The organism is Rhizobium sp. AN73, assembly GCF_030757975.1.
GTDB classification, from domain to species: Bacteria; Pseudomonadota; Alphaproteobacteria; order Rhizobiales; family Rhizobiaceae; genus Agrobacterium; species Agrobacterium arsenijevicii.
Map to the genome: position 1 here is coordinate 523,302 of NZ_JARWME010000001.1, position 22,637 is coordinate 545,938.

Annotated in this window: 22 protein-coding genes and 2 pseudogenes; 16 read left to right on the forward strand and 8 right to left on the reverse strand. The window is 58.0% G+C overall.

From position 1 onward, the window contains the following. Window positions 1-20 precede the first annotated feature (20 nt). The 4 genes from RBH10_RS02235 to RBH10_RS02250 form a co-directional block, all read right to left on the reverse strand. Window positions 21-836 carry a cytochrome c oxidase subunit II gene (locus RBH10_RS02235; RefSeq protein WP_281038481.1) on the reverse strand — a complete coding sequence of 272 codons (816 nt, stop codon included), beginning with the start codon at window positions 834-836 and terminating at the stop codon, window positions 21-23. A 20-nt stretch (window positions 837-856) separates the two neighbouring features. Next, window positions 857-1,243 (reverse strand): cytochrome c family protein, encoded by a 387-nt coding sequence (locus RBH10_RS02240; RefSeq protein ID WP_281038480.1) that lies wholly within the window; start codon window positions 1,241-1,243, stop codon window positions 857-859. Window positions 1,244-1,345: 102 nt separating this feature from the next. Beyond that, complete coding sequence (locus RBH10_RS02245; RefSeq protein WP_281038479.1) at window positions 1,346-2,161, reverse strand: DUF2189 domain-containing protein; 816 nt, start codon at window positions 2,159-2,161, stop codon at window positions 1,346-1,348. Window positions 2,162-2,373: 212 nt separating this feature from the next. Next, complete coding sequence (locus RBH10_RS02250; protein ID WP_281038478.1) at window positions 2,374-3,225, reverse strand: LysR family transcriptional regulator; 852 nt, start codon at window positions 3,223-3,225, stop codon at window positions 2,374-2,376. A gap of 92 nt (window positions 3,226-3,317) precedes the next feature. On the opposite strand from RBH10_RS02250, the pseudogene RBH10_RS02255 reads away from it, so the two are divergent. From RBH10_RS02255 to RBH10_RS02270, 4 genes and pseudogenes are all read left to right on the forward strand, one after another. Beyond that, window positions 3,318-4,573, forward strand: a pseudogene (locus RBH10_RS02255) (MFS transporter). A gap of 210 nt (window positions 4,574-4,783) precedes the next feature. Further along, window positions 4,784-5,869 carry an ABC transporter ATP-binding protein gene (locus RBH10_RS02260; protein WP_281038476.1) on the forward strand — a complete coding sequence of 362 codons (1,086 nt, stop codon included), beginning with the start codon at window positions 4,784-4,786 and terminating at the stop codon, window positions 5,867-5,869. Between the two features lie 9 nt (window positions 5,870-5,878). Next, window positions 5,879-6,832 (forward strand): ABC transporter substrate-binding protein, encoded by a 954-nt coding sequence (locus tag RBH10_RS02265; RefSeq protein WP_281038475.1) that lies wholly within the window; start codon window positions 5,879-5,881, stop codon window positions 6,830-6,832. 9 nt (window positions 6,833-6,841) lie between these two features. Further along, entirely contained in the window at window positions 6,842-8,515 is a 1,674-nt protein-coding gene (locus RBH10_RS02270) for an iron ABC transporter permease (RefSeq protein WP_281038474.1), read from the forward strand. A gap of 86 nt (window positions 8,516-8,601) precedes the next feature. Here RBH10_RS02270 and RBH10_RS02275 read toward each other — a convergent pair whose 3' ends face one another. From RBH10_RS02275 to RBH10_RS02290, 4 genes and pseudogenes are all read right to left on the reverse strand, one after another. Further along, complete coding sequence (locus tag RBH10_RS02275; RefSeq protein WP_372339777.1) at window positions 8,602-9,435, reverse strand: DUF3313 domain-containing protein; 834 nt, start codon at window positions 9,433-9,435, stop codon at window positions 8,602-8,604. Window positions 9,436-9,616: 181 nt separating this feature from the next. Next, the gene (locus RBH10_RS02280) at window positions 9,617-10,375 is read right to left on the reverse strand and encodes an SDR family oxidoreductase (protein WP_281038472.1); all 759 of its coding nucleotides are present in this window, start codon (window positions 10,373-10,375) and stop codon (window positions 9,617-9,619) included. Window positions 10,376-10,518: 143 nt separating this feature from the next. Beyond that, window positions 10,519-11,460, reverse strand: coding sequence for a helix-turn-helix domain-containing protein (locus RBH10_RS02285; protein ID WP_306180400.1), 942 nt, complete (start codon window positions 11,458-11,460; stop codon window positions 10,519-10,521). Between the two features lie 103 nt (window positions 11,461-11,563). After that, window positions 11,564-12,130 (reverse strand): annotated as a pseudogene (locus RBH10_RS02290) (XylR N-terminal domain-containing protein); the annotation flags it as partial. A gap of 284 nt (window positions 12,131-12,414) precedes the next feature. Here RBH10_RS02290 and RBH10_RS02295 point away from each other — a divergent pair. The 12 genes from RBH10_RS02295 to RBH10_RS02350 all read left to right on the forward strand — a co-directional run bounded on the left by RBH10_RS02295 (window position 12,415) and on the right by RBH10_RS02350 (window position 22,618). Further along, entirely contained in the window at window positions 12,415-12,930 is a 516-nt protein-coding gene (locus tag RBH10_RS02295; RefSeq protein ID WP_052675429.1) for a 2,4'-dihydroxyacetophenone dioxygenase family protein, read from the forward strand. Window positions 12,931-12,958: 28 nt separating this feature from the next. Next, window positions 12,959-13,792 carry an SDR family NAD(P)-dependent oxidoreductase gene (locus RBH10_RS02300; protein WP_281038470.1) on the forward strand — a complete coding sequence of 278 codons (834 nt, stop codon included), beginning with the start codon at window positions 12,959-12,961 and terminating at the stop codon, window positions 13,790-13,792. 69 nt (window positions 13,793-13,861) lie between these two features. Next, a complete protein-coding gene (locus tag RBH10_RS02305; RefSeq protein ID WP_306180401.1) occupies window positions 13,862-14,911 on the forward strand; it encodes an ABC transporter substrate-binding protein in 1,050 nt (349 codons plus the stop codon). A gap of 17 nt (window positions 14,912-14,928) precedes the next feature. After that, entirely contained in the window at window positions 14,929-15,156 is a 228-nt protein-coding gene (locus RBH10_RS02310; protein ID WP_306180402.1) for a hypothetical protein, read from the forward strand. Between the two features lie 86 nt (window positions 15,157-15,242). Beyond that, window positions 15,243-15,968 carry an ABC transporter ATP-binding protein gene (locus RBH10_RS02315; protein WP_045019635.1) on the forward strand — a complete coding sequence of 242 codons (726 nt, stop codon included), beginning with the start codon at window positions 15,243-15,245 and terminating at the stop codon, window positions 15,966-15,968. Then, window positions 15,965-16,705, forward strand: coding sequence for an ABC transporter ATP-binding protein (locus RBH10_RS02320; protein WP_281038468.1), 741 nt, complete (start codon window positions 15,965-15,967; stop codon window positions 16,703-16,705). Before RBH10_RS02315 ends, RBH10_RS02320 begins: the two co-directional genes overlap by 4 nt. After that, window positions 16,692-16,976, forward strand: a complete 285-nt coding sequence (locus RBH10_RS02325) for a hypothetical protein (protein WP_306180403.1) — start codon at window positions 16,692-16,694, stop codon at window positions 16,974-16,976. Before RBH10_RS02320 ends, RBH10_RS02325 begins: the two co-directional genes overlap by 14 nt. Before the next feature lie 38 nt (window positions 16,977-17,014). Further along, window positions 17,015-17,548, forward strand: coding sequence for a branched-chain amino acid ABC transporter permease (locus tag RBH10_RS02330; protein ID WP_306180404.1), 534 nt, complete (start codon window positions 17,015-17,017; stop codon window positions 17,546-17,548). 4 nt (window positions 17,549-17,552) lie between these two features. Next, window positions 17,553-18,611, forward strand: coding sequence for a branched-chain amino acid ABC transporter permease (locus tag RBH10_RS02335; RefSeq protein ID WP_281038466.1), 1,059 nt, complete (start codon window positions 17,553-17,555; stop codon window positions 18,609-18,611). Beyond that, on the forward strand, window positions 18,608-19,453 hold the full coding sequence (locus RBH10_RS02340) for a zinc-binding dehydrogenase (RefSeq protein WP_306180405.1): 846 nt from the start codon (window positions 18,608-18,610) through the stop codon (window positions 19,451-19,453). The genes RBH10_RS02335 and RBH10_RS02340 overlap by 4 nt, the downstream gene beginning before the upstream one ends. A gap of 1,159 nt (window positions 19,454-20,612) precedes the next feature. After that, window positions 20,613-21,962, forward strand: a complete 1,350-nt coding sequence (locus tag RBH10_RS02345) for a sugar ABC transporter substrate-binding protein (RefSeq protein WP_281038463.1) — start codon at window positions 20,613-20,615, stop codon at window positions 21,960-21,962. 104 nt (window positions 21,963-22,066) lie between these two features. Then, entirely contained in the window at window positions 22,067-22,618 is a 552-nt protein-coding gene (locus RBH10_RS02350; protein ID WP_281038462.1) for an SIS domain-containing protein, read from the forward strand. The last annotated feature ends 19 nt before the right edge of the window (window positions 22,619-22,637 follow it).

Sequence of the window (22,637 nt, forward strand, 5' to 3'; positions counted from 1 at the left end):
CCTTCAACGACGCATGGTGCTCATCTGCTTGCCGACTTTTCCGCCAATGCCAGCGATTTCGAGAAAGTCGGTTGCTGCTGTAACCAGGCTTGATAGTCAGTCTCGGTATCGACGATGACCGTGCCGCGCATCTGCGGATGGCCGACACCGCACAGTTCCGCGCAGAGAACCTCGAAGGTTCCAGTCCGGGTCGGCGTGAACCAGTAATAGGTGACCGAACCGGGGATCATGTCCATCTTGGCCCGGAATTCAGGCACGTAGAAATCGTGCAGAACGTCAACCGAGCGCAGCAGCATTTTAACCGGTCTGCCGGCGGGCAAATGCAACTCGCCGCCTTCAACGATGACATCGTCCATTCCGGCGGGATCGTTCCGGTTCAAACCGAGTGGATTGTCCGGCGTGATGGCGCGCGTATCCGCCCGTCCGAGCCGACCATCCGCTCCGGGCAGCCGAAAACTCCATTGCCACTGCTGCCCGACGACCTCGACCTCGCTGGCACCATCAGGCACGGTCACGAACTGTTTCCACACGAAGAGGCCCGGCAGCAGCATTGCGGCCACCCCGATCCCGGTTCCTCCCGCCAGCCACCATTCCAGACGCTTGTTTTCGGGCTGGTATGCCGCCTGATTTCCGGGGCGGTGCCTGAAGCGGAACACGCAATAGGCTATGAACAACACGACAGCAGAAAAAACGAGGCCTGTGATCCAGAAGGTAATGGTGATCGTATTGTCGATGTAGCTCCAGTTCGACGCGATCGGCGTCCACCACCATGGGCTCAGCAGGTGGAATGCGATCGACCCCACCACCAGCAGAACGAGAACCACAACGACAGCCATCGTCTCCTCCCACCATTTCGCTATTTGGAGTACTGCTTCAGATAGGCGATCAGATTGGTAATATCGGTGTCGTCCTTCAGCCCGGCAAAGGCCATTTTCGTGCCCTTCACCTTAGCCTTGGGGTCGTGCAGGTAGTCGCGGAGTGATGTCTCGCTCCATATGAGGCCGGCCTTGCCCGCATCCTGCATTGCCTGCGAATAGGCGAAATTCGGATGCGTTCCGGCGGTTCTGCCAAACAGGCCATTCAGAGAGGGCCCGACCTTGTTCTGGTCCGTTTCCGCTACATGGCAAATTCCGCATTTCTTGAAAATGGTGGCGCCTGCGGCAGGGTCACCCTCCTGCGCGCGCACTTCAAACGGGATAGCAACGGTGAAAAGCAGACAGACGGCAAGAAAACGATACAACATGGCATCCTCACGCGCTCCATCGCCATCCCGGCCGAAACGGCTGCCATCGGGCAGGCCGCAACGGCAAGGAGGGTGATCTACAGGTAGATTTCCCTTATGAATTCAAGGCATGCGGTTTGGGTGAACGGGAACGATCAATTTCCGATAGAGGTGCCATGTTGAATGTCCGAGGATCGGCATGACGACCGCAAGGCCGACAAAAACCGGGATCGTGCCGACGACAAGCAGTGCAGCGACGATCAACCCCCAAAGTGCAACCGGTACTGGATTGGCAAGCGTGGCGCGTATGCTCGCATCCACGGCCGCGACTGCGCCGACATCCCGATCGAGCAGCAGCGGGAAAGCCACCACCGTTGTTGCCAGCACGATAACCGCGAAAACGAAGCCGGCCAGGTTCCCCCAGATCATAAGGGAGAGGCCCTGCGGGGTCGTGAACACGTCCGACAGAAACGTTGAGATCGAGGCTGGACCAGCCGCATCGAAAGTCGTGGTGTAGAGGTGCTGCGCAACAATCAGCCAGGCGACGAAAAGCACAAACAGCATGACACCGACGGCAAGGATAGACGGCATTGCCGGAGAGTGACGAACCTCCAGCGCGTGACGCCATGAGCTATCCAGCCCCTGCTCGCGTCGTCGGCTGATTTCATAAAGGCCGATGGCCGCAATTGGACCGATCAGCGCAAAACCTGACATCAAGGGATAAATCAACGGCAGCAGATTGGCGCCCGAACTCCACGCGACCAGAAAAACACCCGCGATCGGATACATAAGACAGATAAAGACATAGTGGGACGGTTTCTCTTTGAAGTCATCAAGCCCCGACTTCAGTACATCCACAAGATCCGCGATACTTATCCTCCGGACTTCCGGGCGTGTGAACTCACCGCTCGCTCCGGCCATGACATGGAATGCCGTCATAGCATGTCTCCTCCTGCGCCATGATCCGGCTGGCGGCATAAGGACGTCAGGTGATTTTTACCCGCGCGTCAGACCGCAACCGGTTAGCTTTAATCTATCAAATCTTGTCGCCTTTGTCGCCCTATTCTTTAGATTGCAAAAAAGCGGCTCCCGCCGTCGATACTTCAACCACAATATTGGCTTTGGCAGTGAAAACATCGCCGCCCGCCACATCAGGATGATCGAAATGCGCGCGTGATCCGTCGGAGCACGGAATTCCCATAGTCGCCCGTGACAGTGGAAATCATCACGACGTCGAGCTTGGGAAGTTCCGGGAGCATGCGCCCCCTCACCTCCTCCACCCCAGCGGGAGCTGCACTTTGCGCCAGCAGCGCGACGCCGATGCCGGCTTCGGCAGCGGCACCCACCGCCGTTGCCCCGGTCCCGACGAACACTTCGCGCCAGGCAATACTGGCAGTATCCAGCGCCCTAAGGGCCATGGCCCGCAAGTTGCAAGGCGCCGGTTGAAGCACGAGTGGCACCGGCACGTTTGCCTGCAGGTCAAAGTCTGCTGCGCAGTACCAGCCAAAGCTCTCCTGAAACAGAAACTCGCCGTCTCTCCGGATATCATCGTGCCGCAGCACGATGATCGCATCGAGTTCGCCAGCATCGTAAAGCTCAAGCAGCGTCCTTGTGCCGGCGGTGCGAAGATGAAGCGTAACACTCGTTTCACGCTCGCTGATGACCCGAAGTATCCGCGGCAGGTCGGCTCCGATCAGATGATGCGTGACACCGATCGCCAGACGCGTCGGCTCCTGCCCAAACACATCAAGGGCACGACGGCCGGCAGCGACATAGGCACGCGCGGGTTCCAGAAAACGTTCGCCAGCCGCCGTCAACCGCACCCGGCGCGGTGTCCGTTCGACCAGGCGATGCCCCAACATGTCTTCGAGCCGACGCAAGCGCAGGGATATGGCGGCCTGCGTCGTATTCATCACACCTGCAACCCGTGTGAACGACTGCAATTCGGCAACGAGAAGAAAAGCCTCTACGGCCTCTGGGTCCAATGAGCGCATGGTTTGCATAACAAGCTGTTATCGCTGAAATGTGCAAGCCCCTAATTCTGCCGGGTCCTCTGCAGGGCTATTGCACGGAAACCCTTGATAGGAGCTTTTCCGTGTCGTCACAGATTTCCTCAACCTCCCCCATACCCACGGCCCCCGCCGATCCCCGATCTGGGCAGTCCTTGCCGTGGCCGTCGGAACGCAGACCGCAGGTTCGTTCGTCTCGCAGGGGATTTACATTCTCGTGCCCTTCTGGCGGGAAGCTTTCGGCGTCTCCCTTGCGTCTGCGTCCCTCGCCGTAACCGTCATGAACGGTGTCCAGATCGCAACGATGTTCACGCTCGGCCGCGCCATCGACATTCATGGCGAACGCCGCATCGTCGGCATTGCCATGCTCGGCATGGCGATCGCGATGGCTTGCGCGGCGATATTTGCAAACAGCCTGCCTGCACTCCTCGTTTGCATCGCGTTTCTGGGCGGCACCTATGCGGCTGTCCAGCCGGGCGGCACAAGAGCAATCATGCGCTGGTTCCCGCCCGCCAAACGCGGCATAGCAACAGGGTTTCGACAGGCGGCGGTTCCCTTCGGAACGATGATCGCCGCCGCTCTTCTTCCGCTCATGGCGGTTCGTTACGGATGGCATGCCGCGGCCTGGCTTTGCGCCGGTGTTTCCGTGGCAGGTGCGGTACTTTTCTGGGGACTGTACCGCGAAGGAAGCGATGTCGCCGCGAAAACCGAGCGCCCGCTTCCTTTGGCGAAACTCGCCCGCATTGTCGGGCAGAATCCTGATTTCTGGCCAGTGTTGCGGCTCGGTATTGCCATGTCTGCGTTTCAGTTTACCCTCACGGCGCACGTTATCGGGTTCATGGCAGACGGGTTAGGACTTGGTCTGTTTGTCGCATCGTCGATGTTTGCCGGAACGCAACTTGCGGGTATTCCGGGCCGTATTCTGCTGCCTTGGATCAGCGATCGCTTCCGGCCCGGTCTTCGCAGCCAATCCTTCGGTCGGGTGTCGATCATTGCCGCGGGCGCTGCCGCAGTCCTTGCAGCTCTCCCCGTCGGCATTCCTCTGCCCATAACCCTCTTCGTGCTGGTCATCTTGGGGATATTCGGGATCGGATGGTTTCCGCTTTACCTTCTGCAAATCGCGGAAAGCGCGCCTAAAGGTTCGATAGCATCGACAATCGCCTTCGCTTCGACGATTTGTCTGGCGGTCATGGCAATTGGTCCCTACCTGTTCGGGCTTCTGGTCGACCATTTCGGCTATGGCTCAGCATGGTCGGCATTGATCGTACCGGTGGTTGTGACGGCACTGCCTCTGGCCACCTCATCGTTGCGCCTCCCGAAATCTCAAATCGGTTCGCAATGAAATAGAATGGCTGCATGCAGCGTTGCATAGATGGAGACAGACCCATCGCTGCGCTGCATGCGGCGCGTTTGCGCCGGCATCAGCGCGCTCACGCGCGTTCAGATATTTGCCTGCAACTTGCAGTTAAATGCCTCAACGACGCCCTTGTCACGAAAGCTTCATGTGCCTGCATTAGGAACGCGTAACTCAATGAATTGATAATCTTTCCTGATGCCCGATACCTTGCACAAATCATCTTCCGCCGTCTCGACGCAGGCCTTGCGTCTGGCCTATGGCGATGCGCAGATACTGCGCGGAATAGATTTTTCGCTGGTTGCGGGGCAGACGCTGGCACTGCTTGGTCCCTCCGGTTGCGGTAAGACTACGCTACTGCGACTGGTCGCAGGGCTGCTCGCTCCCAGTTCCGGTGAAGTATCCATCGACGGATGCTGCGTCGCCGGTCCGAATGTATTCTTGCCGCCGGAAAAGCGTGGCCTCGGAATGGTGTTCCAGGACTATGCGCTCTGGCCACATCTCACGGTAGCTGGAAACGTGGCGTTTCCGCTGGAAATGGCGAGGGTCGGCAGGGCGGAGCGTGAGCACCGCACTAAAGCGGCCCTGGAGCGTGTGGGCTTGGGGGCAATGGCTGCCCGTTCCCCATCGGCTTTGTCCGGCGGCCAACAGCAGCGTGTTGCGATCGCGCGTGCCATCGTGGCGGAGCCGAAAATCGTCCTTTTCGATGAGCCACTATCGAACCTCGACCGCGAACTTCGTGAAACGATGGTTGAAGAACTTGGCACTCTGATTGGCAGCCTTGGACTGACAGCAATCTACGTGACGCACGATCAGTCCGAAGCGTTGACGCTTGCCGATAAAGTGGCGGTGATGGACGCCGGGCAGATCGTCCAACTTGCGGCGCCTGACCAGCTGGTAGAGCAACCGGCAAGTCCCAAAGTCGCCGAATTCCTGCGCCTTGGCACGGTTCTGTCCCTTGCCCGAACGGGTGCAGATTGGATGCTCGGCCATCGTACACTTGGCCAACTCGGGGGGCCGGATATACCCGCGGCAGAAGTGCTGGTCACGCCCCGCGCGCTTCGGGTCGCCCCAATCGATGCGGCCGTGCTGAGTGGTGTCATAACAGCCATTCATTATCGCGATACGGCCTACTCGGTTAACGTCCGTCTGGATGGGCCAGAAAAACAAAACCTTCAGATTTCAAGCAATATCCGCCCGCGCATAGGGGAGCGCGTCGGGTTGGAGATTATCTCCGAACGTTTGCGCTGGTTTCCACCGCAGACGCTGGCCCCGATTTACTGAGGTTATCTCATGCTGAAAAACACAATCCGCGCCGGTGTTGCCGCCGCGACCCTATTTGCCGCTGGCGCAGCCTTGGCGGACATTAAAGTCTATACAGCAGGTCCGGCATCGCTGATCGACAAGCTCGCAGGTGGCTTCACGGCGGAAACCGGCATCAAGGTCGATACTTTCCAGGCAACCACTGGCAAGGTGATGGCCCGGATCGACGCCGAAGCCGCCAACCCGGTTGTGGACGTCCTGATCTCCGCTTCGTGGGATACCGCGACCGACTTCAACAAGCGTGGGTGGCTGGTGCCCTATACAAGCCCGAATGCGGCAACCGTTCCGGATTTTCTGAAGACAGATACTGCCGTCGCGCAGGGTGTATCAGCCCTCGCCATCGCCTGGAACCCGACTTCGGGGACACCGAAGCCCAAGGAATGGGCCGATTTGGCCAAGCCCGAATACAAGGATTTGGTAAACCTGCCCGACCCTGCGCAGTCGGGTGCCAGCTTCGAACTGGTTGCGGCGCTTTCGGGCACCCAAGGCTGGAAGCTTTTCGAAGCGCTTTCCGCGAACGGCGCAATAGTTGCGGGAGCCAATGCCGAAGCGCTGAACCCGGTTCTTCAAGGAGCCAAGGCTGCCGTCTTCGGTGCGGTCGACTATATCTCGCTGAACGGCAAGGCGAAGGGTGAGCAAATTGAGGTAATCTTCCCCGAGTCCGGCACTGTGATCGCGCCGCGTCCGGTAATGATCATGAACTGGTCGAAGCACCAGGACGAGGCAAAGAAATTTGTCGACTACATCCTCTCGGATGCGGGGCAGGCCATCGTCGCGGGTGAAAACCTGATGCCGGCACGCGCCGATGTGGCCGCCGCGCGCCCGCTGATCGCCGATCTGAAGATACTTCCGGTCGATGCCGGCGCCGTCTACGGAAAGCGCGCCGAAACGCTGGAAACCTTCGGTAAGGCCTTTAAGAAGTAAGGAAAATCCATGGCACGCGCAAAAGAAGGGGTTAGCCCTTCCGTCATCATCTCGGCGGCCGGGTTGATCCTCGTGGTTGCCGTGCCTTTCCTCTTCATTGTCTTGCAGGCGATATTTCCCGAGTTGGGGCGCGGCTCATTGGCCGCGCCGTTCTCGATGTTGGCTTCCACGCTCGGCGATCCCAAACTTATAGATATGACGCTGAACACGTTGGTGCTGGGCGCGCTGGTCGTGGCCTTGTCAGCACTGATCGCGGTGCCGCTTGCCGTCCTGCGCGCTCTGTTCCGGGTCCCCGGTGCGGTGATATGGGATGTCCTTTTCCTGATCCCCTTCATGATCCCGCCCTACATCGCCACGCTCGGCTGGATCATGACATTGCAGCCAAGGGGCTACCTGTCGCAAATTGCCGGGTTCGACCTTGCGACCTTTCTGTTTTCGGTCCCCGGCATCGTCTTTGTCATGACGCTGAACACCTTCCCGGTGGTTTATTTTGCCGTTTCGCGCACGGTGGAAACCGTCGGTTCCCGCTATGCCGATGTCGCCCGTGTCTTTGGCGCCAGCTCGGCGCGAGCCTTCTGGCGGATCACGTTGCCGCTTTCTACTCCAGGCCTTGCGGCAAGTCTGCTCCTTGTGTTCGCCATGGCAATCGAGGAATACGGCACACCCGCTGCCCTCGGTGGCCGCGCCGGGTTCCAGGTGCTGGTGACCGCAATCGACCTGAGAGTTTCCGACTGGCCGATAGATCTGCCGGGCGCCGCCATCCTGTCCCTGGTACTGGTGGCCCTTTCTTTCAGCGCGTTCCTTTTGCAGCGCTGGATACTGATGCGCCGATCCTATCAGACCACCACCGGAAAACCCCAGGAAAGCGCGAAGCGAGACCTGGGTCTTTTGCGCATCCCCGTGGTTGGCGTCTTTGCGCTGGTCGCACTCGTTGCCACTGGGCTGCCGTTACTGGCGATCCTCGCCACCGCTTCGTCACGCACGATTTCAGGGGGACTTCGCTGGTCCAATCTGGGCCTGTCGAATTTCACGGCCATCCTCGCAGACAGTTCCGGGGCGCTCAGGGCGTTGGGAACCAGTCTAAGTCTGGGGCTCGCGGCTGCGATCGTAACAGGGATCCTTGGCGCACTCTCTGCCTATGCGGTTGTGAAAAGCAAAATGCGCGGGCGCGGGCTGCTGGACGCGCTGACAATCCTGCCTAACGCCCTGCCGGGAATTGTCGTCGCGGTTGGTCTGATCCTCGCCTGGAACCAGCCGTGGCTGGCGATCACGCCGTACAATACCGTACTGATCCTGCTTCTTGCCTATTGCTGTATCCTGCTGCCGCAGCCGGTGCGTTATTCCACAGCTGCCTTTCACCAGATCGGCGACAATCTGGAGGCTGCTGCGCGTGTGTTTGGCGCCTCGCCCCTGACCGCGTTACGCCGCATCCTTCTTCCTTTGATCATGCCGAGCCTGATGGCTTCAATGCTCCTCGTCTTTGCGGTCGCAACACGCGAACTGGTCGCTTCGAGTGTGGTGGCACCAGTCGGTGTGGCGACGATTTCGACCTATATCTGGCGTCAATTCGAACAAGGCTCAATCGGGCTTGGCATGGCGATGGCGTTCATCACCATCATGATTACGACCGCCCTGCCCCTGATCCTGTTGAGCCTGATGGGCCGCAGGGGAAGTCTTCTTTGACCCTGATCGTCCGGTGAACCTCGCCGGTTTGCCGGCGTGGCTTTGATGTGTTCAAGCGCTTGAACACATCAACACCGGGTCAAAGTCTATTGCATTGCGGGCTTCGGTTGCCTGTCCGTCCAACCGGGCGGTGCGCCAACCTTATCCGCAACTATTCCCATAAGGCCTGGAGACCGCCCGAAAGCGTCGCAGGCGGCGTATTTAGGTTTGCCGCCAAGCGCGGAGTTTATTCGTTGGCCAGATGGTATTGAGAGATCGAGCCCCTTTGGCTCCTTGCCGCTGACAAGCATGCGGGAGAAATATTTTCCGAAGTTCGCAGCCAGACTGTAGGCGTCCCCGACTTCGGACACGCGCGCCTTGTTGGTCAGGGAGTTGGCGCCCTTCGACCAGACGACTGCGGCGCGCTGTGTGCCGGTACTGTCTATCGCCTCCGCTTCGACCGCCAGTCCACCCAGACCGGCTGGAAGACGCGGAATGCTGACCGGAAGCGCAAAGCTGCTTCCAAGCGAAACCGCAGTCGAGACACCAGCCATCGTCTTGTTTGTGGGAACGACATCGGTCACGACCGTATGGAGGGAGAGATCGGCGGGCTGTCCAGGTGAGACGATCTGGTACTTGTCGCTGAGGGCGACGCAAATGGCACGGTCGAGAGCGTTAGAGACGAGCGCCCTGTCTTGCGGCAACTTGATTCTCGATGCCGCATCGAAGGAAAACGTCGTCGGTACAATCGACACGGTTTTGACCTGCGCCAGTCCTGTCGTGTCGACAAACATGCGGGATTTAGTGAACTTGCCCTTGGCCGGGCTAAGATGATTATAGGAGGTGAGTGTCCCTCCCTCCTTCAGGGGAACGGATGTGCAGCTGGCAAGCAGCGCGACCGTGGGAAAGACAAGCCACACCAGTCCGGTTTGCTGCTTGATCACGCTCTTTTGTTCGGAATAAATCGTTGCTGGATGGTGTCGGTTGCCCACAATGCTATCTCCGTTGCTGATCGCATTGGATGGACAGTAGGCAGCAATAATTGCGGCAGCATTATAACCAAATACCCTCCTAGCCCGGTGGATGGCGAATGTCGCGCATCGTCCCGCGTAGCTGTGATTTTCAGGGGAGTATCCCGCGCCCGCCCGCTACATTAATCACTGATCCGGTGGTGTAGCTTGCTTCGTCCGATATCAGCCATAATATGGCCTGAGCTACCTCCAGAGCCGTACCGGTTCGACCCATAGGCAAGTCGCGAGCCATGCGAGCAGCTCGCCCCGGGTCGCCGCCCGAGGCATGAATGTCGGTATCTATGATTCCGGGGCAGACACCATTCACGCGTATGCCTTCGGCCGCAACTTCGAGCGCCATCCCGACGGTAAAGGTGTCTATTGCCCCTTTGGATGCCGCGTAATCTACGTAAGTGCCAGGCGAGCCGAGCTTCGCGGCAGCGGATGTCACATTAACAATACTTCCACCCTGACCACCATGCCGCGTGGACAAGCGCCTTACAGCGCGGCCTGAACAGAGAATGGTGCCCAAAGTGTTGATCGAAAACATCCGCGAGAGCCGATCGAAGTCAAAATCTTCGACCCGAGCTGCCGCATCAACCACGCCAGCATTGTTGACCAGCCCTGCCAGACGGCCCATCCGGTCTGCGGCCTCAAAGATGCGATCAATATCAGCCTCTTGCGAGACATCGGCCTGTATAGATAAGGCTGTGCCGCTGGCATTATGTATTTTTGCGCAGAGCGCCTCAGCCGCTGCGGAATTTCCCACGTAGTTGACAAGAACAGCATAGCCTCGTTGAGCAGCCAGCTCGGATGTCGCTGCACCAATGCCGCGTGATCCCCCCGTGACGATCAAAACCCTGTTGGACATAGATGCCTCTCTTTTGTTTGGTCTCCAACAAATCTGGATGGACCGGCAACAAATCTTTCCTAGCTCACTGCACGATTTTGGGACCGTCCGCGATCTTTCCCTTTCGGAAGCGACCGTAAAATTTCACCGGGCGCCCATCTTTTTCAGGCCTCCCGACCCCGAAGCCTGTATGCGAGTTGTGGCCGGGTCAAGCCCAGCAATTGCGCCGCTTTGGCCACATTTCCATCCGCCCGATCAATCGCAAGCTGATAGAATAACTGGTTTAATTGTTCGAGTTCAAAACCGTCTGTCTCAATTGCGGCTTCAGCCATGGACTGCAGCTTGCCATTCCAGACATCGTGTAGGTTGCCTGACGAAGACAACGCGTCCGCTCTTGCGATAGCAGCAGCATTGATCGCCTTGAGAGGGGAGACTTCCAGCTGTGCATTGGCAAGAACGGCCTCAAGAGACACCAGGTTTTCCGGCATGGGCAAGCTGGCCAGCCTCGCCAGCGCAGTTGCATCGAGATCGCGAACCGGGACGTCCAATTTTTCTGCGACGACGTCCTTTAATGCCAAGGCGATTACGGCAATCTCATCCCGTCGCGCGCTGAGGGATGGCATCATGATCGGCCTCCTCGAGAGGATGCGGCGAAGAGCGGGGCGCATGCGCGGATCGGAGGCAAAAGCAGCCGGCGTCGCTTCAGTCAGGATGATCAAGAGGGTTTGCCGCGCTGCCTCGCTTGCAGAGCGCAGGTGGTTCTCAAGAAAAGCCTGGCATGCCGCGTCAAGATGTTCGACATCCTGCAATAAAACGACATGTTTCCTGCCCGATCGTGTTGCAGGAGGCAAAAGCAGCGCGCGCAACATTGCAAGCGTCATACCGTGGCCCGATGCCCATTCGGGCAACTTGCCGCCCGGGGCGGCAAGACTTGCAATATGATTGGCCGCGATACTTTTTCCGCTGCCGACAGGTCCGGAAATCGTGACCGGGAAGCTTGAGCGCGCGGAGGCTTCGATCTGGTCGCGTACGGGCGCCAGGACAACCAGATCGAGATCGTGCGGAAGCGTCAAACTTCGAGGGTAGAGGTTTGGGCCTTGCAGCACGCGACTGGATTTCCTCGCTCAGATAGCGCGGCATGATTTGTCGCCGAAACAGTTGCACAGCCGGGTCGTTTTCGCCCCACGCATCCGCGGGTTTTCCCACGACCCTGCAATGCTTGTGCCCCATCGCCTTGCATTCGGTTTCCTTGTAGACGATCAGCTTGCCGAGCGAATGTGTGGCATAGCCCGAGGCATAACCGACAAGCGACCAGCAGACCGGCTCGGTCGCATCACCATAATGTTTCCGATGCTCGGAGGCTTCGGCGCTCTCGTGCCATAAAAATTCGCCGGAAAACTTGCCTTTCTTGAAATCAAAATCGTTGTGGACGGTCTCCACACGCGTGATGCCGCTCACGGTATGCAGCCGTGTGCCGGCGGTAAATGCATCGCCGGGATCGATGTTGGGCCATGATGCCTGCACGAAGCGTGAATCCTCCACGCCCGCCTGAAAGCCCAGCCGGATAAGCAAGGCGAACGCGTCCTCGCGTCCGTAATTGCGTACGATCTCTTCCCGCAAATGACTGAGGAAGCTCGTTCTTTGCAACACCATCCGCGTATTGCCGAGACGCAGGACGCCATTAACGGGGTTGAACACGAGATGAGCCAGAAGTTCCCGCAACGTGGGATGCCCGCCCCTGTCGAGAAGCGCCTCCTGATCGCCGTTGATCTTCATCTACCCTCCCATGCCTAAAAATCTGGCGCGACTGAATGCAAGACAGGCAATTGATGAAATCATCATAACGAATTTATCATTTGATAAAATCAAAATTCTTGAAGAGTAAATCGAGGCGTCTCTCATTGCACTGCAATGACGATTTTTAATATTAAAAATCAATACTTTGACTACTGAAATTAGGGCTCCAGGAAATTTGGAGGATTATTGTGTTGACCCTCTTCGATGGCGAATTCCAGACTGCCCCTACATACTGAGCCATTAAAAATCGGGAGGAGATTTCTATGAGCACACCGGCGCAAATCGTCAAACTTCCAGAAGAACCACATCATCAGACAATCCTTAAATATGCGCGTGAGGGTGCCCATATTCCTGGAGACGACGACCTAAATCCCTGGGTTCCCTTCGGCGACAGCGCCGCTATCAAGCATTTCTGTTTTGACGTGCGGACAAATTCCGTCGCCAACATCCTGTGGGTAAAAGGCGGCGGCCGGATCGGCACGCACCGCCATCGCGGAGTGGTCTCCGCATTAACGCTGGAAGGCTCCTTTGCCTATCATGAATATAGCTGGGTCGCCCGTCCCGGTGATTTCGTTTACGAGCTGCCGGGTACGGACCATACGCTTTTCTCCGATGATCCGAACGGCGTGAAGGCCATCTTCTGGATCAACGGGCCCATCGAGTTCTTCGACGACAAAGGCAACTACGATTTCACCGCCGACGTGTTCTGGTTCATCAATCACTACACGAGCTACTGCGAAGAAAAAGGCATCCCGATAAATCAGGAAATGTTCATCTGACGCGTTCTCTGGATAACGGATTGCCAACATGTCATTGCAGGAAATGTTCAATGTGGCCGGAAAGTCGGCCATCGTGACGGGTGCGGCCAGCGGCCTTGGTCGCGCTTATGCTGAAGTGCTGGCCGAAAACGGCGCGAAAGTCTGCCTTTTCGACATTAACCGCCTCGAACTGGATCGGACGATCGAGGACATGCGCCGGGCCGGCGGTAATGTCTGGGGCGGCAATATTTGGGGACAGGTCGTCGACGTAACCGACCGCACAAACATGGAGGAAGCATTTGCCGGTGTCGTGAGGGAGCACGGCAGTATCGATATCGTCTTCGCCAATGCGGGGATCGATGCGGGACCGGGCTTTCTGACCGCCGAAGGCGAGCGCAATCCGCTTGGAGAAATCGACAATCTCGACGACGGGCACTGGGACAAGGTCATCGCGACCAATCTGACCAGCGTCTTCAACACAATCAAGCTTGCCGCCCGTTACATGAAACAGAACGGAGGAGGCCGCATCATTGCGACCTCGTCTTGCGCAGCGCTCTACAACGATGGCATCGTCGGCACACCCTACATGCCCGCCAAGGCAGGCGTCGCCCATCTGGTGCGACAGGCGGCAATGGAGCTTGGACGATATAACATCCTCGTCAACGCGATCGCGCCGGGTCCCTTCATCACCAATATCGCCGGCGGTCGACTGCGCAATGTGGAGGATCGCGAAGCTTTCCAAAAATGGTCGGTGCTGCGCCGCATCGCCGATACCTCGGAAATAAAAGGGCTCGCGCTCTATCTGGCTTCCCCGGCCTCGTCCTACGTCACCGGCGCGCAGATGGTTATCGACGGCGGACTGCATTTGCGTCCCGCCGGTTAGTGCACGGCAGCATCGGTCGTGGAGGAGATGACCGATGCTGCCTTTTCCAAAAACAAAAGGGAGGAGAACATGAATACAATCATCGAAGGTATCAGGCAGATGCGGCTCTCGCGCCGCAGCGCGCTTAAAACCATGGGCGCGGCGGCGGCCACACTTGCCATGCCGGGGCTCACAAGGGCGTCGGGCGGCAAGATCAAGATCGGTTTCATCAGTCCGCTGACTGGTCCACTGTCACCCTTCGGCGAGGCCGATGGTTATACCGTGGAGAAAATCAAGACACTGCTGGCCAACGGTATCCAGAACAACGGCAAGACTTATGATGTCGAAATCCTTGTCCGTGACGCCCAGTCCGATCCGAACAAATCTGCCGAGATTGCTGGCGAACTCATCCTGAATGATAATGTCCAGCTTCTCATTCCCGCCTCTACGACAGATGTCATCAACCCGGCCGCGGATCAGGCCGAACTCAACGGTGTCGCAAGCATTTCCTCGGCAGCACCCTGGCAGGCCTACGTCATGCCGCGCGGCGGCGACAAGAAACCGTTCGACTGGACCTATCATTTCTTCTGGGGTCTTGAGGACGCGCTTGCCACATTTGTGGGGCTTTGGCAGTCGATCGACACCAACAGGGACGTGGGCATGCTGTTTCCCCGCAATGCAGACGGGGAAACCTGGGGTAACCGCAACTACGGTTTGCCGCCGTCGGTGGAAAAGGCCGGGTTCAAAACCATTGTGCCAAGCATGTTTCAGCCACGAACGAACGACTTCTCCGCACAGATTTCCGATTATAAAAGCGGTGGCTGCGATATTGTCGGCGGCATCGCCTATGTCTCCGACCTGAAGACCTTCATCACGCAGTGCAGTCAGCAGAAATTCCATCCCAAGGTCGTCACCGTGGCCGCAGCCCTCCTCTTCCCTTCGGGCGTCGAGGCGATGGGACGGCTTGGGGAGGGTATGAGTTCGGAAGTCTGGTGGACGCCCGCTTTCCCGTTCAAGTCTTCGCTCACCGGCCAGACCAGCCGCGATATCGCCAACGAGTGGGAAAGTGCAATGAAGAAGCAGTGGATCCAGCCACTGGGCTACGCGCATGCACTCTGGGAGGTCGCCATCGATCCCTGAAGCGTGCAAGTGACCCGATGGATCGTACATCCGTGCGGGATGCGCTGAAGGCCACCGACCTTAACACGCTCGTCGGCCCCATCAAGTTCGGCACCGGACCGCATGCCAATATCTGCAAGACGCCGATCTTTGGCGGCCAATGGGTCAAGAGCGACAAGTGGATGTACGATCTGAAGATCGTCGACAACTCCGTCAACAAACTGATCGAGCCTGAAGCAAAGCTGCAACCGATCAAGTGGTCCTGATCACGCAACACGTCGCCGGGCGGACCGGCTTTGGCCTGTTTTGTCCGCCCGGAGACGATGAACCCAATGCATAGCAGGGGCATGCGATGGCGCAGTTTATTTTATCAGGAACAGGAATATCGAAATCCTACGGTGCGTTACGCGTCTTACACGGCGTCGACATCGATGTTCGGGATGGAGAGATCCTCGGGATTTTGGGACCAAACGGCGCGGGTAAGACGACACTGTTCAACATGATCAGTGGCGACGCAACGCTCGATGCCGGCGAATTCGTCTTCAAGGGCGCGATCCTCCGTAGCGAACCGCCTCACAAACGCTGTCGTCGCGGCATTGGCCGCACCTACCAGATTCCGAAACCTTATGCAGGCATGAGCGCCTTCGAGAATCTGATGGTCGCCGCCATGTTCGGTGCCTCGCTGGAAGAGCGGCAGGCCAACACCTTTTGTGCGGCAATTCTGGACGAATGCGGCCTCGCCGCCAAGGCCAATCTGCCAGCCGGGTCGCTTACGCTTCTCGACAGGAAGAGGCTTGAGTTGGCACGCGCGCTGGCAACCAACCCGACCCTCCTGCTGCTCGACGAAATAGCCGGTGGGTTGACGGAGGAGGAGGCGCGTCAGCTCGTTGAACTCGTCCGGCAACTTCGGCGACGCAATGTCACGATTATATGGATCGAGCATGTGTTGAACGCGATCATGGCGGTTGCAGACCGGCTGCTCGTTCTGAATTTCGGTGAGAAAATCGCAGATGGCCCTCCCAGGGACGTGATCGCAAATCCGGATGTGCAGCGCGTTTATATGGGGATTGAAGCATGATTTCTGCGACACCGCTTCTCAGCACCAGGGGTCTGAGCGCACGCTACGGCGATTTCCAGGCGCTTTTTTCCATCGATTTCCAGATTGCGGCTGGCGATGTCGTCGCCCTGATCGGTGCGAACGGCGCCGGAAAGTCGACACTTCTGCGCGCGCTTATGGGTCTGCTGCCCGTTGCGCGTGACATGATCCTTTTCGAAGACTGCCCTGTTGGCGGCAGCCTGCCGCACCGCATGGTACAGCTCGGCGTCGCCATGGTTCCTGAAGGTCGCCGGCTGTTTGCCGGCATGTCCGTTGAAGACAATCTGAAGGTTGCCATCGACCATGCCAGAAAGACGGGTGCCGGCGAAAAAATCTGGACGCTGGAGCGCATCTACAGACTGTTCCCGATCCTTCGGGAAAAGCGCGGCGCCAGTGTCGAAAGGCTGTCGGGTGGTCAACAGCAAATGGTCGCGATCGGCCGCGGCCTTCTCAGCCAGCCACGACTTCTGCTTTGTGACGAAATTTCACTTGGCCTGGCTCCGAAAGTGATCCGCGAGATCTACGAGATTCTTCCCGAAATTGCTGCAACAGGCACCTCGATCGTGCTCGTGGAACAGGATGTCATGCTCGCCCAGCGCGCCTCCAATCGACTGTACTGCATGCTTGAAGGGCATATTACGCTTGAGAGCAAATCATCCGACGTCACCCGCGCCGATATCGCACAGGCATATTTTGGAGCCAGTCATGAAGTGGCTTGACGCATTGATACAAGGCGTTCTCCTCGGCGGCATGTACGCCCAATATGCGCTTGGCATGGCGCTGATGTTTGGTGTCATGCGCCTTGTCAACGTTGCCCATGGCGATCTGGTGGTACTGTTCGCGCTGATCGGCGTGTCACTGTCCGTCGCATTCGGGCTCGGCCCATTGCCGCTTATTGCGCTGCTCGTGCCGCTCGCAGCCATCATCGGCTGGGGTCTTCAAAAATTCATGCTGAACAAGGTGGTCGGGGCAGATCCCTGCCCTCCCTGATCGCTACCTTCGGCCTGTCGATCGCGCTTCAAAACCTGATGCTCGAAATCTGGTCAGCCGACACGCGCTCCATGACCGGCGGCGGCATTGAAGCGGCGTCTCTGAATATCGGAGGCATCTATATTGGCTTGCTTCCGGTCCTGATTCTCATTGCGGCAACGCTGCTCACATGTGGCCTCGACCTGACCATGCGCCATACCCGTTTCGGCCGGGCGCTTCGAGCTGCCGCCGCAGATACTGAAGCCGCAGCCATGACCGGCATCAATCCCCGTGTCGTCTATGCCTATGCAACAGCAATCGCAGTCGGCATCCTCGGTCTGTCAGGCGTATTTTTCGCCCTGCGCGCCACCGTCTCGCCAGCAGATGGCCCGGCACAGCTCATCTTTGCATTTGAAGCTGTCATTATCGGCGGCATGGGATCGATCTGGGGCGCCTTTGTCGGATCGATGGTTCTCGGCATTGCGCAGGCAATCGGTTTTCGTATCGATCCTGGCTTCGGAATCCTGGCCGGACATCTCGTTTTCCTGACCATTCTTGCGACACGTCCGCAAGGCCTGATGAGCAAAGGCTGATCCCATGACCACGGCAAATACCGCATCCCCAGAAAGCGCCGGCGCCATCGCAGCCGACACGGTCACCGTCATCCGCCACACGACCTCCAGCCGCGTGGCGGCCATGGCCAGCCTGGTTGTTTTGGCCGGAATGATCACCATGCCGTGGTGGGGCCAATCCGGCCACATCCGCTGGGTCGTCGAATTTTCCTGCTATCTGGCGATTGCCCAGATGTGGAATTTACTGGCCGGTTACGCCGGGCTTGTTTCGGTCGGCCAGCAAGCCTTTGTAGGCGTCGCGGGCTATACGATGTTTGTCCTTGCATCCAATTTCGGGATCAACCCATTTCTGGCCGTATGGCTCAGTATTCTCGTTCCGGGCCTGCTTGCACTCCCAACTTACGCCTTGCTTCATCGTCTGGAGGGACCTTACTTTGCCATCGGCACCTGGGTGGTGGCAGAAGCTGTAAAACTCATCATCTCCAATATCGAATACGTCAACGCCGGCTCGGGCATGACCCTGCGCGTCATGAGCCAGTACTCCCTGCATGAACGGGAAGTCGGCATAATCTGGCTGTGTGTATCGATGCTCCTGGCAACCATTGGCGGCAGTTATTGGCTGTTACGCTCAAGGCACGGCCTGGCGTTGACCGCCATGCGCGACAATCCGGTCGCCGCCGAAAGCCAGGGCGTCGATGTAAAGAAGTTGCGCTTTCTGATTTTCGTCGCCGCGGCGATGGGAACCGGGCTCGCCGGGTCTATCTATTACATGGCGCAACTACGTCTTACGCCTGCGGCAGGTTTCAATCCGAGCTGGGCGAATATTTGCATCTTCATCGTCATGGTTGGAGGCATCGGCAAGATCGAAGGGGTGCTCGTCGGTGCGATCATCTATTTCGTCGCTGACCGTCTCTTCTCCCAATACGGTGCCACGTACATGATAGTTTTGGGTCTGATGACCCTGATGACCGCCCTTTACGCCCGCCAGGGCATATGGGGTCTCATTTCCCACCGCATCTCCCTTTTCCCCGTCGGCCGCAAGCTGATCGCGCCGCTTTCGGCCGCAACAGGGAGGCCACGATGAAAGCAGCACTTTTCGATTCTGTCGGCAAACCTCTTGTCATAGGCAATGCGCGAGACCCAAAGCCAGCACCCGGACAGCTTCTGATAAAGGTCTGCCGGTGCGGGATTTGCGGCAGCGACCTGCACATGACTGCGGAGGAAGTGTTCGGCGTCAAGAAAGGCGACATTCTCGGCCATGAATTTTCCGGCGAAATTCTCGAAATCCGCGATGATGCCTGTGGCTTGAAGGTTGGCGATCAGGTCAGCGTTGCCCCTATTCGCGGCTGTGGAAACTGCTCCTCCTGCCGGAGAGGAGAACCGGCATGGTGCGAGACGATGACGCTAATCGGCGGCGGCTACGCCCAATATGCCACCGTCAACGCCAATCAATGCCGCCGATTGCCCTGGGGCATTTCGGCCGCCGATGGTGCATTGGCGGAGCCTCTCGCCGTTGGGCTTCACGGTATCACCCAATCCGCCATGAAGCCGGGTGACACCGTCCTGATTGTCGGTGCGGGTGCTATCGGCCTTGCTGTCGCCTTCTGGGCAAGGCGGCAAGGCGCACGCAAAGTCGTTCTCGCCGACCTGTCGGATTTGCAGGCCGAGCGGGCGATGGCGCTTGGCGCAACAGGCTTCGTCGTTTCAGGCGAGGAATCTGTGCGCAGGATCGCGGAGGCCTGCGACGGCATGCCGGACATCGTGTTCGAATGTGTCGGTCGGCCAGGTATGATCGATCACTGCATTTCACTGGTGCGACCACGCGGCAAGGTCGTCGTTCTCGGCCTCTGTACTGCGCCTGATCATATGGATTCTGTTCCGGGCCATCTCGAAAGAGGTCACCATCGTCATGTCGGTTTTCTTTAACATGCACGAGTTCGCCAACGCCATCGACGCATTGGATTCAGGTCGTTTCGCCCCACAACATCTGATTTCCGATCTTGTTAGCCTGATCGACATGCCTGACACTTTCGAGGCACTGCGAAAGCGAACGACGCAATGCAAGGTGCTGATGGATCCATTTGGAGAGTAAGGACGAAGTTATAGGGCCTATCGTGTGTGTCACCGCCCTCCGGTGCGTGTCGATGCGCCGCGCTTCATCCAGGAGGCGCCACCTGCTTGTACCAAACGTACCATTTCGGTTGAAGCAAGCACGCTTGCCTCTCGCCACGCTGATCGGGGCGGTCGCAATCGCGCTTAACCAGGTGCACAATGCGCTGTTTTCACCTCAGGATTTACCCAGTGAGATGCGCCTGCCGCCACCCGTTGCAGAAGTACTCTAACTGTCCTCTTCTATCACAAAGCCCGCGAATGATCACTCATCCGCGGGCTTTGCACTATAAGGCTTGGGAGGACATTATTCCTTTGTCGCGCCAGCCATTATGCCACCCAATTGGGCTGCCCCACGAGAAAGGCCATGGTACCGTCAATCGGATCGATGACTCAGTCAAAACCGGATGCACCGGTTTTACGCCCTGCCTCCTCACCAACAACACCGCCGAATGGAAAACTCCGTTTGATCATCCGGCGCAAGTGAGCTTCAGTCATCTTGTCTGCGGCGCTGACAAGATCCTGCGAAGACGACTTTTCAGACGCACGAAGCTCTTCCGGCCGTGAGAGGAAAGACTTCGCACGGGCGCCTGCACTTTTAGCGATCGAACCGCAAGATCGCGGCGCACGGCGAAATCCGGAGTGCACGGCTGCTCGATCATGAATTGCCTCCCTTCCCCCTGCCAGCAAAGCACCATATTTCCTCATTGAATGCTATTGCAAAATAAAAAATACAGATGTATCGATTAACCGTCGCACCGGGAGGAAGTTCGACCTTAACGTTTTGAAATGGCAACAAAATTCGCATTCTTACGATGGGCGGAGCTATGCCAAACAACGGGTCGAAGGGGTGACGAGAGGTCCAAGGGTTTGCGAATGACGACAGAAGCCATTGCCGACGGTCGTTATGGGCCCCTTTTCTGAGAATACCGTTTCAAAGCTGCGCAGGGGCAGCTGGCACCGTAGGAGGAGTGGAATGAAACGCTTTTTGAAAGTCTGCACTAGCGTGCTGGCACTGGCTGCCGCGACCGCAAGCTTGCCGATGACGGCGCATGCCGACTGGCTGGAAGATGCCGCCAAGTCGCTGAATGGCACCGAAATCAATGGTATTTTCCTGGATCGGCCGGGTTATCGTGCCATCATCAAGTTGCTTCCGGAATTTGAGAAGAAGACCGGGATCAAGGTCAATTACGAAATCGTTCCTTACGAGAACACGCGCGAGAAGGAAGTGCTGAACTTTACCTCGCAGGGCGATCTGACGATGGCTCTGGTCGATCTGGTCTGGATCGGTGAGTTTGCGGAAAACGGCTGGATCGACCCGATCGAAAACTTCACCAAGGACAAGTCGATTACCGATCCGAACCTCAAGCTCGACGGGTTCTTCCCGCTGCTGCTGGACGCGTTCGGTTCATGGGGCGGCAAGACCTACGGCCTGCCCTTCGATAACTATTCCGGCCTGCTGTTCTACAACTCCTGCAAGCTGAAGGACGCTGGCTTCGAGAAGCCTCCGGCTACCTGGGAGGAGTTGATGAAAGTCTATGCTCCCAAGCTGACTGATGCGTCCAAGAACCAGTATGCGTTCGCCCTGCAGTCGCTGCGCGGCGAAACCCAATCGGCGGACAGCTTCATGCGCTTCCTCTGGCCGTTCGGCGGTTCACTACTGGACAAGGAATTCAAATCCAACCTCATGAGCAAGGAAAGCCAGACGGGTCTCAACTTCCGCCAGGAGCTGATGAAGTATATGCCGCCTGGCATTGTCAGCTTCGACCACGCGGAAGCTGTAAATGCTCTAGCACAGGGTCAGGTCGCGATGATCACCGAGTGGTCGGCTTTCTACGGCACGCTGGCGGATGCCACGACCTCCAAGCTGGGTGATTGCCTTGCTGTTGCCCCGGAGCCAGCCGGTCCGGCAGGACGTCTTCCGGCCCTTGGTGGCTTCTCGCTCGCGGTCGCATCGCAGGCGTCCGAGGAGCAGAAAAAGGCAACATGGCTCTTCATCCAGTGGGCGACTTCGGAAGATATCGCCAAGGCGTATGTGGAGGCCGGCGGCGTCTCGGGCCGCACGTCTGTCTACAACGACCCTGACATCAAGGCTAAGTACAAGTTCGTGGAACCCATGGTCGCATCCTGGCAGAAGGGCGTTCCGGAGTTCCGTCCGCGCTTCCCGGCATGGCCCGCCATTTCCGAGGTGGTGGCGGAATGGGGTTCCAAGATCATGTTGGGTGAAGTTTCCGTCGAGGCCGGCTCCAAGGAAATCGGAACCCGAATGGAAGATATCCTGAAGAAGGAAGGCTATTACGACGGCAAGAAGAAGCTGTTGCAGTAACCCTTTTCGCCCCTTCCCCCAAGGATGATCGCGCAGCGGTTGGCGGCGGCAGTGTCCTGCCGTCGCCAACGCCTGCTCCTCATCGCTCATAGTGAACCACCGCAATGCTTCACCTATACGAAAACGCGCTGGCTGAAGTCGGCAAATGCCTGGGCCGGATCGACCCCTCACAGTTCGAGGCGGTTGTTGACGCGCTTACGAAAGCGCGACGGATCGCCCTTTACGGAGTGGGTCGCGAAGGTCTTCAGATCAAGGGGCTGGCGATGCGCCTGTTCCATCTTGGGCTGCAATCGTCAGTCGTTGGGGACATGACGACACCTGCTGTCGAAAAGGGCGATCTTCTGATCGTTTCGGCCGGGCCGGGCGATTTTTCCACGGTGTCTGCCCTTATCGGCGTCGCGCGCGAAGCAGGTGCGCGGGTTCTTGTCATAACGGCACAGGCTGAGGGTGCAGCTGCACGAAAAGGCGATCTCGTTCTTCATGTTCCGGCGCAGACCATGGCGAATGATCAGGGTGCGACGGCTTCCGTCATGCCGATGGGATCGCTCTATGAGGGTGCGCTTTATATCGCCGTCGAGCTTCTGGTCCTTGCGGTCCGCGACAGGCTGAAAGTTTCGCCTGCCGTCATGCGCGCCAATCACACCAATCTGGAATAGCATGAAAAGATTTCGGACA